Genomic DNA, 17,945 nt, shown 5'->3' with positions numbered 1-17,945 from the left:
AAAGCAGACTCTAAATTGTGTTTTTTTAATATGTGGTTTCAGAAAAAATATTGCTTAGAATGAATTAATCGCCTAATTTAGTCGAAATTAGACTCACTTTCACCAAACACTCTGGACACCAACTAAAATGCTGATTACTCACAGTAAAAAGTGGTTCATTAGAATAATTATATTATTCGCAGTCATTTTTGGCCTTGCAAAAAGTGCCTATTCCCAAGGTCCGGTTATCTCAAGTGTTAATATTAATAGCTGTGTAGGTGAAATCAGAATTAGTGTTACCAACGGTGTATTACCTTATACTTTCGCTTGGGAAGATTCAGGCGGAAATCCTGTAGGTGGAAATTCCTTCTTACTAAATGGCATAGGCGCAGACGACTATAGAGTTACTGTTACGGATGGTAATGGCGACATGACCACCGCAGTTTATACAGTGACAGACCCGCCCGATTTGGTTGGCTCAGTAGTAGTCAACGATGTAAGTTGTAAGGGCGGTGCAGACGCCCAAGTGGTGGTAACCATGGCCAACGGAAACCCCGATTATGCTTGGGTACTCACCAACAGCGCAAGCAATATTGTAGGCACAGGAAATGTAGGTGGCACCATTATCACCATTGGTGGACTGGGAGTAGACAACTACCAACTGATAGTGACAGATGAAGACGGTTGTGCAGGTGTCATTGGCTTTTCTGTAACCGAACCAATTGATTTCTTAGATGCCAACCTTGTTTCTCAAACCGATGCCACTTGCAGCGATTTAGCCAACGGAAGCCTGGAAGTGGTTGGAACAGGTGGGTGGGGAAATTACACTTACCAATGGTATACCGAACCAGGTGGTGCTTTCCTTGGAAATGGTGCCTCAATCAACAGTTTACTTCCTGGAAATTACCGAGTTTACATTACCGATGACAACGGATGTATAGTCGACAGAACCTATACTATTGATTCTCCAGATCCAATTGCTATTACTCCCTCAGTTACTGATGCCTCTTGTAACACTGGAAATGATGGGTCAATCGACATTACAGTTATTGGCGGAAATGGGGGCTACACCTATAGCTGGAGTAACGGAGCTACTTCTGAAGACATTTCTGGTTTAACAGCCGGTAATTACACAGTAACCATTACCGACAATCTGGGTTGCAATTATTCAGAAACCTTTACAGTGGGTGAACCCAATGCTTTGGCCATAAACCCAACCATTACCGATGTTAAATGCTTTGGTAATAACTCAGGTAGAATTCGAACAAACCCTTCTGGGGGAACAGCCCCTTATACTTATTTGTGGTCAACAGGCCATACTGGGAGAAACCTAAACAACCAAACGGCTGGCAGCTATAGTGTAACAATCACAGATAAAAATGGCTGTACTGTATCTGGTACTTATACCATCAATGAGCCAGCAGCTGCACTTTCTGTACAGTCCGTTGCAAATAGTTCTCCTTCATGTTTTGGAGCAAATGACGGAAGTTTAAACATAGTAATGCAGGGCGGAGCCGCTCCTTATAGTTACTCTTGGTCCAACGGAGCCAATACGGCCAACCCAACTGGCTTAACCTCTGGAACTTATACGTTAACCGTAACAGACAACAATGGCTGTACATTCACCGACAGCTACACGGTAACCAATCCTCCACAAATTATTGTTACGCCTACTGTACTCACCGAACCTACCTGTAATGGAGGCGCAAACGGAAGTATCACCGTACTTGCCAGTATCGGAACGGGTCCATATACATACGATTGGGGCGGAGGAAATACTGGACCAACGTTAAGCAACGTACCTGCTGGAACATATACCGTAACCGTAACAGACAATGGCACTACCTGTTCTACAACCCAAAATGTAACACTAGGTGAACCAGACCTGATTGTTGCGAATGCCGTAGTAGAAGACATTAGCTGTAATGGTCAAGTAGACGGAAGCATAACTTTGGCTCCGACTGGCGGAACAGGAGGCTATACTTATCTTTGGAACACAGGGGCAACAACCGACAATATTTCAGGACTTACGGCTGGCAGTTATTCGGTAACCATTACTGATGCTAGCGCATGTTCAGTTTTCGAATCTTTCACCATCGTAGAACCCGATCCGCTTACCTCTACCGTGATAAAGCAACATGTTTTGTGCAAAGGCCAATCTACAGGGTCAATTGACCTTAGCCCTGCCGATGGAACAGCACCTTACTCTTTTGTTTGGTCGAACGGAGCTACTTCTGAAGACTTAACAAATGTGCCCGCAGGGAATTATTCCGTCACCATTACCGATGCTTCAGGCTGTTCAATTGTTAAAGCAATTACCATTGATGAACCAGCCGAAGTTTTGGCTTTAAGCGGAACAGCCACCAACGTAACCTGTAACGGTTCAGCCAATGGAAGTATTGATTTTGAGGTAACGGGCGGAGTCGCGCCTTATTCCTACTCTTGGAATACCGGGGCCGTTTCTCAAGACCTAAGCAATCTTTCCCCTGGAGTTTATACAGTGCAAGTAACCGATGCCAATGGCTGTATCAAATTCGATTCATTTACGATTACCCAACCAGCCGCTTTGGCTGTAAATCCATCAAAAACCGACATTACTTGCAATGGCGCCAATGACGGAATTATCAATCTGAATGTTAGCGGAGGAACTGCTCCTTACACTTACTTATGGAATGATGGAAACACCGACCAAAATAGAACAGCACTTTCGGCAGCAAATTATACAGTAACCGTAACCGATGCCAACGGCTGCCAAAACATTCAAAACATTACTATTTCTGAACCACTTGTTTTGAGTGTTACTAGCGTAAAGCAAGATGTTTTATGTTTTGGTGATGCTTCAGGAGTAGCCAACATTACTGTTTCTGGAGGAACGTTACCTTATTCTTATTCTTGGTCAAATGGCGATATTACGGAAGACTTGAATGGCGTAGTTGCTGGAAGCTATACCGTTACTATTACCGATGCAAAAGGCTGTGTTACCACAGAAACTGTTCAAATTAATCAACCTGCCTCCGCCCTTTCCTTTACCCCAACGGTAGGGCAAATTACCTGTAATGGTGCTGCAGATGGCGCCATTAGTCTGAATGTATCAGGCGGAACAGCGCCTTATACTTATAACTGGTCGAACGGAAGTACGAGCCAAAACCTAAGTGGCCTTTCACCCGGAACTTACAGTGTCATTATCCGAGACGCAAACAATTGCCAAGTGACGGGTTCCTATGAAATCACCGACCCGCCAATTCTTAATCTTTCTGGTACAGAAACCGATATTACCTGCTTCGGGGCGAATGATGGTGAGATCGACATCACAGTTAGCGGAGGCGAAGCACCTTATACCTTTGTGTGGTCGAATGGAGATAATACGGAAGATGTTTCAGGGCTCGCCCCCGGAGCTTATACTGTTCAGGTAATAGATAACCGTGGTTGTTCTATTTCCAAAAACTTCAACCTAAGTCAGCCCACCGCGCTTAATATTGCCTATACCAAAGCAGATGTAAACTGTTTTGGGGGAAATGACGGCAGCATCGACCTGACCGTTACAGGTGGCACTGCTCCCTATTCCTATAGCTGGGATAGCGGCCAAGCCCAAGCCGACATTACTGATTTAGTAGCAGGAACTTATACCGTTACCGTAACCGATGGAAATGGCTGTCAGTCCATCGAAAGCATTGTTATTGATGAGCCTGCAGCCGCTTTGGCCATCACAAATACAGTTACTGACTTAAGCTGTTTTGGGTCGAATAATGGGTCGATTGCCTTGGTCACTTCGGGCGGAACGGCACCCTACACCTACGCTTGGAGTAATGGTAAAACCACCCGCGATATTTTTGGACTTACCCCCGGAGCATATCAAGTTACAGTAACCGATGCCAATGGCTGCTCTCTTCAAGAAACCTTCAACATTACAATGCCAACAGCCCTTGGCGTTACAGCCTCCACATCAAACCTAAGCTGCAACGGAACAATGAATGGAGCAATCGACCTGACCGTAACGGGCGGAACAGCACCTTATACCTACGGCTGGAACAACGGAGAAACTACAGAAGACCTGACCAATATTTCTGGAGGAACTTACCAAGTATTTATTACCGATGCCAATGGCTGTTCGCTTACCCGAACTTACACCATTACCGAACCTCTCGCCTTAGTGGCCAGCATTACAAAGCAAGATGTGACTTGTTTTGGGCAAGGCGATGGAGATATTGATGTGACGATTTCTGGAGGAATTGCACCATACACTTACTTATGGAGCAATGGCGCCATTACAAAAGATTTAGCTAATATTTCTGGAGGAACTTACACCCTAACTGTTACCGATAATAATGGATGCCAAACTATTGAAACAGTTGTAATTGACGAACCGCTTTCTGCGCTAGCTGCCAGCGGAACCTCCACCGATGTTTCTTGTTTTGGGGGAAATGATGGAACAGTAGATTTAACTGTTTCGGGAGGAACTGCTCCTTATACTTACGCTTGGAACAATGGCCGAACCACCGAAGATGTGGCGGGTCTTACTGCTGGAAATTACCAAGTCATCGTAACCGATGCCAGAGGTTGCACTGTTGTGCTTCCGTTTACTATTGGCTCTCCCACCTTAATGCAGGCCAATGCTTCCATTTCTAACATTACTTGTAACGGAGCTGACGATGGAGCAATAGATTTGACAGTTTCAGGCGGAACGGCACCTTATACTTTCTTATGGTCGAATGGAGAAACCACAGAAGACCTTTCGGCACAAACACCTGGCAATTATTCGGTACAAATCACCGATGCTAACGGATGCGTGATTTCTAGAAGTTTCCAAATCACTGAGCCAGCCGCCATGCAGTTGACCTATACTCAAACCGATGTGCTCTGCTTTGGAAATTCTACGGGTGCAATAGACATTACAGTGACTGGAGGTGTTGGAGGCTATACTTATGCTTGGTCAAACGGAGCTACTTCAGAAGATCTTTCTAACCTCACGGCTGGAAATCATTCTGTTACCGTAACGGATGTAAATGGTTGCTCTGTTTCACAGAATATTCAGATCACTCAGCCGCTTGCTGCGCTTGCAGTTTCAGAAACCAAAACTAATCTCACCTGCTTTGGTGCGAATGACGGCACCATAGATTTAACCGTTACGGGCGGAACAGCACCATACGCTTACGCTTGGAGCAATGGCAAAACCACAGAAGATAATTTCAATGTGGCGGCAGGGGTTTATGATGTCACCATCACCGATGCCAACGGTTGTTCAATCCAGAAAAGCTACACCATTACCAGCCCAGATGAACTCACGTTAAGTGGAACTACATCTAATATTTCATGCTTTGGTGCTGCCGATGGCGCTATCAATATTACTGCTACGGGCGGAACCGCACCATACACTTTTGTGTGGTCGAATGGGGCTGGAACTGAGGATATTTCTGGCCTATCCCCAGGTAATTATTCGGTACAAATTACCGATGCCAACGGCTGCACTAAAGCTGAAAGTTTTACCATTACTCAGCCAGCTTTTCTACAACTCACTTACATCCAAACCGATGTGCTCTGCTTTGGAAATTCTACAGGTGCAATTGATATTACCGTCACCGGGGGAACTGGCGCATATACTTATGCTTGGAGCAATGGAGCTACTTCAGAAGACCTTTCGAACCTCACGGCTGGAAATTATTCTGTTACCATAACCGATGTAAATGGTTGCTCTGTTTCACAGAACATTCAAATCACACAGCCGCTTGCTGCGCTTGCGGTTTCAGAAACTAAAACTAATCTCAGCTGCTTTGGTGCGAATGACGGCACCATCGACTTAACCGTTACAGGTGGAACTGCGCCTTACACCTACACTTGGAGTAATGGAAAAACCACAGAAGATAATTTCAATGTTTCTGCAGGAGTTTATGATGTCACCATCACCGATGCCAACGGCTGTTCGATTCAAAAAAGTTATACCATTACCAGTCCAGATGAACTCACGTTAAGTGGAACTACATCTGATATTTCATGCTTTGGTGCTGCCGATGGCGCTATCAATATTACTACTACGGGCGGAACCGCTCCTTATACTTTTGTGTGGTCAAATGGCGCTGGAACCGAAGATATTTCTGGCCTATCCCCAGGCAATTATTCGGTACAAATTACCGATGCCAATGGATGTTCTAAAACTGAAAGCTTTACGATTACGGAGCCAACAGTTCTCGCTTTTTCTCACAATAAAGTAGACGTTTCCTGTTTTGGCGGAAGTGATGCTTCCATTAATATCAGCATCGTGGGGGGTACTGCGCCTTACACTTATGCTTGGTCCAATGGAGCTACTTCGGAAGATATTTCGGGACTGAGTGCCGGAGATTATACCGTGGTGGTTACAGACGTTAACGGCTGTCAAATTTCTCAGACGATTAATGTTGTAGAGCCAATTGCTGCTTTAAGTGCGGTGGGATCCATCACCAACCTTACCTGCTTTGGTGCGAACGATGGTTCGATAGAGCTTTTAGTAACGGGCGGAACTGCTCCTTATACCTACAATTGGAACAATGGCTCAAGCACAGAAGACATTTATGCACAAGCGGCAGGTGCTTATCAAGTCACCATTACCGATGCCAACGGCTGCTCGATTCAAGGCAATTATAGTATCACCACACCTGATCCTTTAACCTCAATCGGAACTGCGCAAAACATCAGTTGCAATGGGCTTACTGATGGTTCTATCGACTTGACGGTTACAGGTGGAACTGCGCCCTATGTTTATTCATGGAGCAATGGCGAGACCACCGAAGACCTTTCCAATTTAGCGGTTGGCAGCTATCAAGTGCAAGTAACCGATGCACAAGGATGCAGCATTTCGCGAAGCTTTAACATTACCCAGCCTTTGCCACTTACACTGAATTACGTTTCCAATAACGTTTCCTGTTTTCAAGCAGGCGATGGCAACATTACTACCCAAGTATCGGGCGGAACAGCACCCTACACTTATGCCTGGAACAACGGAGCGACTACCAAAAACATTTCGGCCTTAACGGGAGGTAATTACGAACTAACGGTCACTGATGCTAATGGATGTCAAACCACCAAAAACATCACCATCACTGAGCCTATTTCGGCACTCAATGCAGTGGAAACAATAACTGATGCTGGTTGTAATGGCCTACCAAATGCACGAATTGACCTAACCGTAACGGGAGGCACAGCACCCTACAATTACCTCTGGAGTAATGGTTCGGTACAAAGGGATTTAGTGAACGTTTTTGCCGGAAATTATCAGGTAACAGTTACAGATCGAAATGGCTGTACTTTCTCCGCTTCATATACTATTGACCAACCCAACGCCATCACCGCTGATTTGGCAATTACCAATACCACTTGTTTTGGAGATACCGATGGAAGCATTATTGTGACCCCAAGTGGTGGAACAGCGCCTTATACCTATATATGGAGCAATGGCGCTACCAGCAAAGATTTAATCAATGTGGCAGGGGGAACTTACAACCTCACCATCACCGATGCCAATAACTGCTCAAGCACTTCTTCAGTAGAAATTGGAGATTCTAGAAACTTGAATGTGAGCATTCAGAAAACAGATGTATTGTGTAAAGGAGAATCGAATGGAGCCATTGTGCTCAATGTTACAGGAGGTAGTGGAGCGTACACCTATGTGTGGGACAACGGCTCGGAAGGAAAGGTGCTCACCAACCTTTCCGCTGGTGTATATAGTGTATTAATATCCGATGCCGCGGGTTGTGCAACCACTGCTTCCATTGTTATTTCAGAACCTGCCCTTGCCTTAGGCGTAATTGTTGACCGAACTCAAGAATTTGCTTGCTTTGGTGATAACATAGGTTTTGCGAATGCAATTCCTTCAGGTGGAGTCGCCCCTTACACCTATTTATGGAGTAATGGCGCACGTACAAGGCAAATCAACAACCTGAGTGCAGGCAACTACACCGTTAGCGTTACCGATGCCAACGGCTGTTTGGTTCAACAAAGCTTTAGCATTCAACAGCCCGCAAAGCCTGTAAGTGTAAGCGCCAAAGGTGGTCTTCAATTGTCATGTGCTGGCGATGGAAACGGAGCCATTGAACTGAATGTAGAAGGAGGTACATCACCATACACTTACCTATGGAGCACAGGGAGCACGGCCTCAAAAATTGAAAACTTGACTGCAGGAGATTATACCGTTCGAGTTTCAGATGCCAAGGGCTGTATTACTGAAAAAGTATTCTCGGTAGAAGAACCGAGTCCACTCGTGATTGCAGATGCCAGAGTAAACGAAAGTCAGTGTTTTGACGATAGAAATGGTTCTATTAGCCTTGATGTTAGCGGTGGCGTTTTTCCTTATACCTATCAATGGAGCAATGGCGCTACCACCAAAAACCTAGTGGGTATTACGGCCGGAACTTTCACGGTTGAAATCACCGATGCCAATGGCTGCTCTGTACAAGGCGTCTACACTCTCAGTACTCCTGAGCGTTTTATTGCTGCGCCTTCTATTTCAGAAATAAGTTGTGTTGGAGCGAATGACGCTTCCATTTCCCTCAATATTGAAGGAGGTATTGATCCAGTTTCTATCCAATGGAATACAGGGGCAAATTCAGAAGTAATTACCGATTTGGCTCCTGGCCAATACAATGTATTAATCACCGATAAGAAAGGCTGCACAATCCAAAAGCTGTTCAACATTATTGAACCATTGCCACTTACTTTAGATGCCTATATCGAAGATGCCGCCCGTTGTAACGACCCGAAAAGCGGAAGGATAAATGTGATTGTTTCGGGAGGAAGAGAACCTTATTCTTACCGTTGGAACAATGGAGAAACTGGCTCTGAATTGGTAGATGTTTTACCAGGAACGTATGTTGTGACTGTGTCAGATCGATACGGTTGCGAAGTGCAAGGCACCTATATTGTACAACAGCCCGAACCTTTACGTATAGGCCTCACCTCTGTTCGCGAAGTGGACTGCGAAAACCGAGTGGCGGGTGTAAGGGTGAAAGCCAATGTAACAGGCGGTTTCGGAAACTACACCTACAACTGGAGTTTGGGTAGCAGTAGTAACAACGAGATTTTCCTTACCCAACCGGGAAGACTGAACCTAGAAATCTTAGACGACCGCGGTTGTGTTCAATCCAAAGCCATAGATATTTCCATTCCTGAATTTGGCGAGGCTGAATTCTCTTATAACGCAGAATCGTTGCGTGAAATGGGTGATTTAGCCGCCAACGACCCCGTGAATTTCTATGATGAATCCGTAGGCAACATTATTGACTGGGACTGGGATTTTGGCGATGGTTTCGACTCAGATGAAATTGATCCAATTCATACTTATGATGCCCCAGGTACCTACACAGTTACGCTAATTACTACAGACGATATTGGTTGCACATCTTCTAAAACCACTGTCTTGGAAATTACAGAAGGCTACCGAATTATGGCACCAACTGCATTTAGTCCTAACGGAGACGGTAATAATGACTATTTCCGCCCACGATTCTTAGGCTTGACCACCATACAGTTTTCAGTTTTCAATACTTGGGGCGAGTTGGTTTTCAGCACCAGCGATTTAGAAACCAAAGGTTGGGATGGAGTAGTAAAAGGGCTACCTGCCGAAAACGGAAACTATGTTTATAAGATTTCTGGCTTTACCCAAAACGGATTGAAAGTAGAGCGAAACGGAGTTTTCGCACTGATTAAATAAACACTTTAAACACCAACTTTATGAAAAGATTTCTACCCCTCATTTTGTGTTTAATCAGTCTCTTAGGATCCGAAAAGGCACAAGCCCAAGACCCACAGTTTTCGCAGTTTTATGCCTCGCCCATCTACCTCAACCCTGCGCTGGTGGGTTCTACCGACCGCGGTAGAGTGGGAATTAATTATAGAAATCAGTGGCCTTCATTGGCTCATTCTTTTACCACCATTTCGGCTTATGCCGACTTCTTTTCTAAAGCCATTGAAAGCGGAGTGGGTATTATTGTAAATCAGCACAAGGAGAGTTTTTTGGATTATCAATCCAATGAAATTGGGGGCGCTTACTCCTATAAATTAAGGATTTCAGATGCACTGGTCATGCGCTCTGGCATTCAGCTTTCCTATTTTAACAAAGACCTTAATTTCGAAAAGCTTGTTTTCGGCAATCAGATTGACATTGACAATGGACAAGTTATTGGGCCTTCGGGCGAAACTTTTGATCGTGGCGAAAAAGTGGATTTTCTAAGTGCCTCCGCTGGTGGTTTATTTTATACCAATGCCCTCTGGATTGGCGCGGCAGTGCATCACATCAACGAACCCAATCAGTCGTTTTTAGGAGAAGAAAGTAGACTGGCTAGAAAATTTTCTCTTCATGCTGGCTATAAACTCAATTTAGGAGATGGAAGAAGGCTCCGCACTATCTCCTATGACTTTCAGGAAAGGTCGGTCACTTTTGCGGTAAACTATAAAAAACAAGCGGGCTTCAACCAACTGGACGCTGGCATGCAGTTCTATTTTCAGCCTTTGGTGATTGGTGGCTGGTACCGTGGAATCCCCGTGCAAACGGTAGACAAAGTGGTCAAAAACGAATCCATCATAGCCCTTTTAGGTTTAGAAATCACCCCCGATATGTCCATCGGTTATAGCTATGACTTTACCGTTTCTAGTCTGGCAGGCTCTACTGGTGGCGCCCATGAATTTTCCCTTACCCTCAACTTTGGCCAAATCGTAAAACGCACACGCAGGGATACGATTTTGCCATGTTTTAAGTATTGATAACAACTAGTCCTGCTTGTTTGCAACAATGAGAAATTACCAAAGCATTTCTAATGCGATTTACACTGTGCAGCATCTCCGTTACAAACGAAGATGAGTAAGCATTGAGGATGAAAAAGTCTACAACATTAATCTCACTTCAACCGCTCATGAATCAATCTTAAACCATCAAGGGTAAGGTGGCGGTTCACTTCGTCAAAGCGTTCGTGGAGTGGGGTAAGCACTGAAGAAAGACCTCCCGTAGCGACTACTTTAAAGTTTCTGCCCATCTCTTTTTGAATTCGATCGAGCATTCCCTCCACCATACTTACATAGCCCCAAAGCACGCCTGCTTGAATGGCATGCACCGTATTTTTTCCAATTACCGATGTGGGTAATTCCAAAGGCACATCTGGCAACTGTGCCGTATTTCCCACCAAAGCTTTAATGGCTGTTTTTAAGCCCGGAGCAATATTTACCCCATGAATATTGCCCGAAGCTTCCACCACCGTAAAGGTGAGAGCCGTACCAAAATCTACTACAATGCAGTCGGTTTTATAAAGGCAATGGGCCGACATGGCATTGGCCATTAAGTCCGTGCCAATGCTGTGGGGATTGCTGGTAATAATGGGCAGTTGATCGTAATATTTCGGACCAATAAATACATGCTCGCATTCAATTAAATTAGACCAAAACTCAGCCAAAATGGTATTCATTTGCGGTACCACAGACGAAATGATAATCCCATCTACATCGCTCAATTTTAAATCATTTTCTAGAAAATTAAGGCGCAGAAACACCTCATATTCGATCTGGTTTTTAATGGGCAGCGTATTAAATCGCCACTCATGAATCCACGCGTTTCCATCATGAACTCCAAAAACAATATTGGTATTTCCCGCATCAATGGCTAAGAGCATCTTCTCAATTTTTAAGCACCAAAATACTAGTCCTCATCACTAGGCTACTTTTTCACAAATAGGGGTGGGTTCTCTTCATCAAAACCTGTGGCTTCTTGATAAGCCCTGGCCACAGCTAAAATTGTGGCTTCATCATACAAGTTGCCAATAAACGAAATACTTGTTGGACTACCATTTTGGGTATAGCCATTTTTCATGACCACAGCTGGATGCCCCGTAAGGTTGGTAGTCGAAAGCTGATTATTCCCTAAGCTCGGGCTAATGACTACATCATAATCCTTCATCAGTTCATTCACTTTTTGCATCACTTCATAGCGCACACGGTTGGAATTAATATAATCCACGGCAGTAATAAAACGCGCTTCGCGGAAGGAGTTTGGCCATGCGCCTGAATTCTGTCGTACCAAAAGGCTATCTCGGTTTGAGCGCGTCAGTTCGTCAAAAGCAGCAGCAGCTTCGGCTGAAAGAATGTTCAACATTCCCCCAAAAGGAAGGTCGGAAACCCATTCAACGGGTTTTAAATCTGCACCTAACTTTATCAACTCGTCCAGCACCTGCTGATCGTTTTTCTTCTGAGTCTCGTTTCGGGTATTGTCAAAATAAGACTTAAGGTAGCCCACTCTTAGTTTCGATAAATCCATTTTTCCATTATAATTGAAAGGGGCATCTTGTACCGAAAGGTCAATCCCATCCGACCCTCGAATGACCTCAAAAACCAAAGCGCAATCGAAGGCATTTCGGGCAATTGGCCCAATCTTGTCCATGCTCCAGCTGAGCGCCATCGCACCTGATTTGCTCACGCGACCAAAAGTAGGTCGAAGGCCAGTCACTCCGTTTCGGGTAGAAGGCGAAACAATAGAGCCCAAGGTTTCTGTGCCCAAGGCAAAAGGCACTAAACCGGCCGAAGTTGCCGAAGCCGAACCGGCTGAAGATCCGCTGGCGCCTTGTTCTAAATTCCAGGGGTTTTTGGTAGTTCCTCCATACCAAACATCGCCCATGGCCAAAGCACCTAGAGTAAGTTTAGCGACTAAAACGGCTCCAGCATCATCCAATTTTTTGATTACGGTGGCCAGTTCATCACCACGGTCTTGGTCTTTATAAGGTGCAGCCCCCCAAGTAGTTTTATAACCCGGAACGGCAAGCAAATCCTTAGCTCCGTAAGGAATACCATGCAGAGGGCCCAAATAAGTGCCTTTCGCCAATAAATCATCCGCCTTTTTGGCCTGTGCTAAAGCGCGTTCTTTGGTAATGGTAATAACGGCCTCTAGCGTTCCTCCATGTTTTTCTAATCTATCCAGAAAGAATTGGGTAAGTTCAACAGAGCTGATTTTCTTATTTTTAATCAGCGAAGAAAGTTGCGCTACGGTATAAAAAGCCAAGTCGTTTTTATCCTTTGGCATTTCTACCTTATTCGGCAAAAGCCACTCAATTTTCTTTTGTGCTGGAAAATTCGTTCTCCCAATATTCGGGTTGAACAAAACGGCTGGTGGTGTAGCATTGTCTAGTGGATATTCGTGCAGTTCGCGTACATCTGCCAAACCCCTGTTCAGGTTAGGAAGAAGCTGTTCAATTTCAGCATCAGTCAGTTGCAGGTCAATTATTTTTTGAGCCGATTGCACATCGGCCTTTTCGATTTTGATTTCTTGAGCTACTTTGTAGCCCATTACAAAACCAGAAGAAACCAATAGTACCGCCAATAAAGCGGCAATCGGAATTCTGAACTTACGGGGATTTGGCTGTTTCATAGGTTTAATTTAAATGTTTTGCCGTCCTTTGCAGAACAATAACAAAGCTAACAATCTGCTAAAGTTTTAAGTTATGAAAACGATGAAAACACAACAAACGCTATTTCCTAACTGGATGCGCGGATTCTTACTGATCGCCTGCGTTTATAATATATTTTGGGGCATTTTCATCGCTTGGTTTCCCGAAAGCTTTTACCATTGGGTAACCGAAAGCCAAAATACCACCCCAGAAATTCTTATTTGGCAAGGCCGAGCAGTGCTAGTTTTGGGCTTCGTTTATTTCGCAACAGCACTTCACCCTGGAAGACTTTGGTACTTAGCCCTTGTTGGAGCGCTCACTAAAATTGGGGGTGCCATATGGTTTTATACGGTGATTTTAGAAGGAAAAGTTGGCGACCAAGGCTTGTTTCACCTGATTATGAATGATGGAATTTGGATTCCTTTCCTTATTGCGATCGCTCTAAAAGGCAAGGCTTACAAGGCCAGTAAATAGCTGAATTTTAATTGTTTCTGTTGTGAGTTTTAAATTTTAAAAACATGAAAGAACGTTTTACCAGACTTTTCGAATACAATATTTGGGCGAATAATCTATTTGCCGATGTGATAAAATCAAACACCTACAAAAACGATAAAATCACGAAGCTTTTCCACCACATTGGAAACGCCCAGCTGATTTGGCTCGACAGAATTACGAACACTGAAGAAAACGTTCCAGAAGTTTGGACTGAAGGAAGCTCAATTGAGGCCATTGAACTGGTAAAAAGAAGCAGCCAAAGGTGGTTAGACTTCATCTATTCTCAAGAAGAATATGAAGATGTAATTGAGTACAAAAACTCAAAAGGTGATGTTTACGAAACTCGCATTTCTGATATTCTGACTCATGTAGCAAATCACGGAACACATCACAGAGGCCAGTTGGCTACTTTGCTTCGCCAAGAAGATATTGCCCCTCCAGTAAGTGATTTTATTTTTTACGTAAGGGCTTAAAAGAAAACCCACTTCTTTCTTTTGTAGATCGGAGTACGCTTTGTGTTGGTCATTGAAGTTCCGCGAGATGGCCCAAAGCAATAAGGTTTTTTGGCATTGGCTTTAAGCTGGCTGATATTGATGCTAAAGAAAAAACTGCCTGTATTAGGCTCACTGCTCAAAAGCGACCCTAAACTTTGAGTACCGAGTGTAAAAGCCCCATAACGAACAGCCAACCCCAAATGAAAAGCACCTTGCTGATTGATGTACAATGGTGCGTAAATCGCTTTCTTTTCCTTTTCCCAACGAGGGGAAATGGTTAGGCTATGTTGGTAATTAAGTCGGTAATCTGCTTTAGAAAGGCTGGTTAGGTCAATTCTGGCAAAAGCGCCCAAATAAAAATCGTTTCCAAAATTGTAGTCATAACCAAGGTTGAGGGTGGTAGGCAAACTCACGGTGTATTCTCCGTTTAGGGAAGAGGTTTGGGACACAGTTGCCAAACTATCGGCAGCTCCTCTAAAACTGGCGATTCCGCTAAAAAGCGTGTCTAAATTTTCTGCATTTACATTGCCTAACAAACCTATACTTTGGGTTGAAGCGCTTCCATATTGAAACTTCATCTTTCCAACATCCGTGATGCTGGCGCTGAGTTTAAACTCATAGTCAATATCCCTGTTTCGGTTCGTACCATTCTCATCTTTTGACGCTTCCCAAAATGTTACTCTTTCGTAAACTAGTCCAAAGTCAAACCCAAAATGGTTGCCTATTAAATCAGGCAAACGATCCAGTTTTTCAGTGCCATCAAATTGTTCAAAGCTGTTAAGGTTAGCAGAATAACCGAAGGCCAATTCGGCATTCGTTAAATCCGTATTGCCAGAGTTATCTGTCGAGTAACTAATGTCTTGAATATCCAAAAAAGCACTTCCTCTTGGGTTGATCAGCTTAAAAGTAGCTCCAGCTTTCCAACGATGAAAACCATCATCCTTTAAAATTTTGGCGTAAGTAAGTCCATACTCTCTCCAAAGGGCTGTAGCAAATTTTCCTGATTGATTGGTGGCTTGACTGTTCAAAAACTGAGGCTGAGTAAACCTTCCCATTTGGGTAATAAACTCTGGACTGAAATCAATGGCACTTCCGTGTGCGCGCATCCGATAGGTAAAACCTAGCGACTCGTCACCTCGCAAAGTGGCCATTCCTGAAATTCCCCCTAAAGTAATATTTGAGTGTAAAAACCTTTGGCCGTCATTTAAATACCGAACAAAACCTCGATTGGTTTCTGTACTTTTTATGTAGGCAATGTTATTGGTGAGGAAGTAATTCGCATTCACTAAACTGATGTCGTACTTGTATGGAGAACCCGCCAAGTTTGCAGGCTGAAACTGCGCTCCAATAATCCCAGAAAAATCGGAATGTATGTACCCATTAAAGCTTTGACCCATAATAAGTTGGGGTAATAAAAGCGTCAGAAAAGCAAGTACAAATCGCAAAATGGAACCGAAATTTCTTTGAAGCACTGAAATTACGTCAATTTCTAAGAAATATTTTAAGCATTATGTGTTTTCCGTAAAAACCACAAAACCAGCAACATACGATCACCATTCGAGGTAATTACCAAATAATCTATCTTACAACTCCGTTTGTGCAAAACAATAATGTGTGTCGGTACATTTTAATTATCTATGAAATTCGAAATATTGTATTCAAACAACATCTTAAGTTGTGTGAAAAGCATTTTTCTGTATATTTGTATTCCTTTCAACAAACACCTAGCGGTGATTCTCCGCTTATTGCATTTCCCAGATTACTGAACCAAACATCAATCGAACTAACGTAAATACGTTTTTCAACCACTCGTATTTACTCATTTCTATACCCTGCCACACAGGGTGTGCTAGGCGTTACACCTATACTATAGAGGTAATGCCGAAATATTGGAATTAGTAAATCGCTAACAGAGCCACAAGGCCTTAAGCCGATCTTCAATTCGCTGAACATCAAGGTTTACGAATTGAATCCAATCATTCACCCTGATGACCAAAACAGGAATAGAATGATTAGAAATACGGCAATAAAGGTTTTAAAAAGTACATTCTCGATCATCGTCATGATGGTTTTGAGTCTGTCTGCCTTTGCCAATAACGGTTTCGATCACTCACTTTCTAAGCAGCAAGCCGCACAAGATCTTTCTTTCTATTTTAAACTAATTGACGAGCAACACGGTAATCCGTACGCCTACATTTCAAGAGCAGAGTTTAAGCAGCTTGTAGACGCAAGCATTAACAGCCTTCCAGAAAACATTAGCTATAAGAATTTCTCTAATTTGGTTATTGAGCTAAATCAGAAGTTAAGATGTGGTCACACTGCGGTATCGATTGACACGCAAATTCTGAAAACAGCTACTGAAAAGAGCGACTTCTTCCCTTACCCTGTTTCGATAATCGACAATGAAGTTTATATCGACTTTGATGGTGGAACTTTGCCGCTTGGTAGTAAAATAGTTTCCATTAATGGAATTCCTTCGCAACAACTGTTGAAAGAACTTACTGCCTTAACCGTAACAGATGGGTTTATTGAAACCAAAAAATACAGAGAAGTAGAACAGAAATTCGGTTACTACTTCTTCCTTAAATACGGTGCTTCGGCTGAGTTTAATGTTATTTCTAATTTAAATGGAAAAACAAATACCACCGCTGTTAAAGGCATTTCTGGTAATCAAATGATGGCGAACAACTACATGCGCCCAGTTTACCAAACAAACGAAAGATACATTCACTTTACTCATGTGGATGCAATTGACTCCCTTCAAACCTTAGTACTTACCCTAAACACTTTCCAAGCCAGTCCAGAATGGTTTTTCCAGAAAATTTATGATCAATACGCTGCTGCCTCTAAGGGGGCAGGCGTCAATAACTTGGTGCTCGACCTTAGAAATAATGAAGGTGGCGACCGTAGACTCTTGAATTTTCTGTACAAAATGATCGCTGGTACTGACTTGGTAGACCCATCTTCAACTTCTACTAGAAGCCTAAAAATTACACATGAAGACCATTTAAGAGGCATCAATGGCGCTGTCGGTTCCGAAGAAGTAGTTGCAAATGCAGAACAATACTTAGAAAAGTATTTTACCTCTAACGCCAAAGGAGAATTTGTAAATGACACCCAAAACTGGCACGAAGAATTTGAATTAGGCTTCGATTTAAAAGACCTGAAATTCGAAGGCCAAGTGTATGTGCTTACCTCAGGAAAGACCTTTTCTGCCGCTGCCGATTTCGCTAGAATTTTGGGTCAATTGGATAATGTAATTCTTGTTGGTGAAGAAACGGGAGGTGCAAACGCAGGCAGAACAGCCAATATGCTTTTGAATTATAGCTTGCCAAATTCTGCCCTAATGGTTCAAGTTCCCGTAATTTCAGAAACCTTCCAGAATAAAGGAGACAGAAACGAAATAGGTCGTGGTGTGTTTCCTGATTTCGCGGTTAAGAAAACCTATACAGACTTAATCAATAAGCAAGATGCCGTTTTCAACTTCACGCTTGGCCTAATTGCTCATAAACCTAATTTGGTGGCCAGCACTTCTTTAGGTCAGTAAATTGTTCACCCAGCTTTTTAGCACATAATTAATCAAAATTCT

The 17,945-nt window shown here is 43.4% G+C and carries 8 protein-coding genes; 5 read left to right on the top strand and 3 right to left on the bottom strand.

What is annotated here, in order from left to right:
* Positions 1–127: 127 nt before the first annotated feature.
* Both OB69_RS18525 and OB69_RS00680 read left to right on the top strand, forming a co-directional pair.
* Positions 128–9,655 (top strand): PKD domain-containing protein, encoded by a 9,528-nt coding sequence (locus OB69_RS18525; RefSeq protein ID WP_053221762.1) that lies wholly within the window; start codon positions 128–130, stop codon positions 9,653–9,655.
* Between the two features lie 20 nt (positions 9,656–9,675).
* On the top strand, positions 9,676–10,704 hold the full coding sequence (locus OB69_RS00680) for a PorP/SprF family type IX secretion system membrane protein (protein ID WP_053221761.1): 1,029 nt from the start codon (positions 9,676–9,678) through the stop codon (positions 10,702–10,704).
* Positions 10,705–10,838: 134 nt separating this feature from the next.
* Here OB69_RS00680 and OB69_RS00675 read toward each other — a convergent pair whose 3' ends face one another.
* Both OB69_RS00675 and OB69_RS00670 read right to left on the bottom strand, forming a co-directional pair.
* The gene (locus OB69_RS00675) at positions 10,839–11,603 is read right to left on the bottom strand and encodes a type III pantothenate kinase (protein ID WP_053221760.1); all 765 of its coding nucleotides are present in this window, start codon (positions 11,601–11,603) and stop codon (positions 10,839–10,841) included.
* Positions 11,604–11,647: 44 nt separating this feature from the next.
* A complete protein-coding gene (locus OB69_RS00670) occupies positions 11,648–13,348 on the bottom strand; it encodes an amidase (protein ID WP_053221759.1) in 1,701 nt (566 codons plus the stop codon).
* 82 nt (positions 13,349–13,430) lie between these two features.
* Here OB69_RS00670 and OB69_RS00665 point away from each other — a divergent pair, with 82 nt between their 5' ends.
* Together OB69_RS00665 and OB69_RS00660 are read left to right on the top strand one after the other, a co-directional pair.
* Complete coding sequence (locus OB69_RS00665) at positions 13,431–13,841, top strand: hypothetical protein (protein WP_157608451.1); 411 nt, start codon at positions 13,431–13,433, stop codon at positions 13,839–13,841.
* 44 nt (positions 13,842–13,885) lie between these two features.
* Positions 13,886–14,335 carry a DinB family protein gene (locus OB69_RS00660; protein ID WP_053221757.1) on the top strand — a complete coding sequence of 150 codons (450 nt, stop codon included), beginning with the start codon at positions 13,886–13,888 and terminating at the stop codon, positions 14,333–14,335.
* Here the strand turns inward: OB69_RS00660 and OB69_RS00655 are convergent.
* Complete coding sequence (locus OB69_RS00655; protein ID WP_053221756.1) at positions 14,332–15,753, bottom strand: DUF5723 family protein; 1,422 nt, start codon at positions 15,751–15,753, stop codon at positions 14,332–14,334. The two genes, OB69_RS00660 and OB69_RS00655, sit on opposite strands and share 4 nt — an antisense overlap.
* 611 nt (positions 15,754–16,364) lie before the next feature.
* Here OB69_RS00655 and OB69_RS00650 point away from each other — a divergent pair.
* Positions 16,365–17,903 carry a S41 family peptidase gene (locus OB69_RS00650; protein WP_157608450.1) on the top strand — a complete coding sequence of 513 codons (1,539 nt, stop codon included), beginning with the start codon at positions 16,365–16,367 and terminating at the stop codon, positions 17,901–17,903.
* Positions 17,904–17,945 lie beyond the last annotated feature (42 nt).

The organism is Roseivirga seohaensis subsp. aquiponti, from assembly GCF_001267955.1.
Lineage (GTDB): Bacteria > Bacteroidota > Bacteroidia > Cytophagales > Cyclobacteriaceae > Roseivirga > Roseivirga seohaensis.
This window is presented reverse-complemented; position numbering and strand designations above follow the sequence as displayed.

Bases quoted from the DNA above. Each gene is read 5' to 3' on its own strand.
- OB69_RS00655 (WP_053221756.1), bottom strand. From the start codon at position 15,753: ATGGGTCAAAGCTTTAATGGGTACATACATTCCGATTTTTCTGGGATT.
- OB69_RS00670 (WP_053221759.1), bottom strand. From the start codon at position 13,348: ATGAAACAGCCAAATCCCCGTAAGTTCAGAATTCCGATTGCCGCTTTA.
- OB69_RS00665 (WP_157608451.1), top strand. From the start codon at position 13,431: ATGAAAACACAACAAACGCTATTTCCTAACTGGATGCGCGGATTCTTA.
- OB69_RS00650 (WP_157608450.1), top strand. From the start codon at position 16,365: ATGATTAGAAATACGGCAATAAAGGTTTTAAAAAGTACATTCTCGATC.
- OB69_RS00675 (WP_053221760.1), bottom strand. From the start codon at position 11,603: ATGCTCTTAGCCATTGATGCGGGAAATACCAATATTGTTTTTGGAGTT.
- OB69_RS00660 (WP_053221757.1), top strand. From the start codon at position 13,886: ATGAAAGAACGTTTTACCAGACTTTTCGAATACAATATTTGGGCGAAT.
- OB69_RS00680 (WP_053221761.1), top strand. From the start codon at position 9,676: ATGAAAAGATTTCTACCCCTCATTTTGTGTTTAATCAGTCTCTTAGGA.
- OB69_RS18525 (WP_053221762.1), top strand. From the start codon at position 128: ATGCTGATTACTCACAGTAAAAAGTGGTTCATTAGAATAATTATATTA.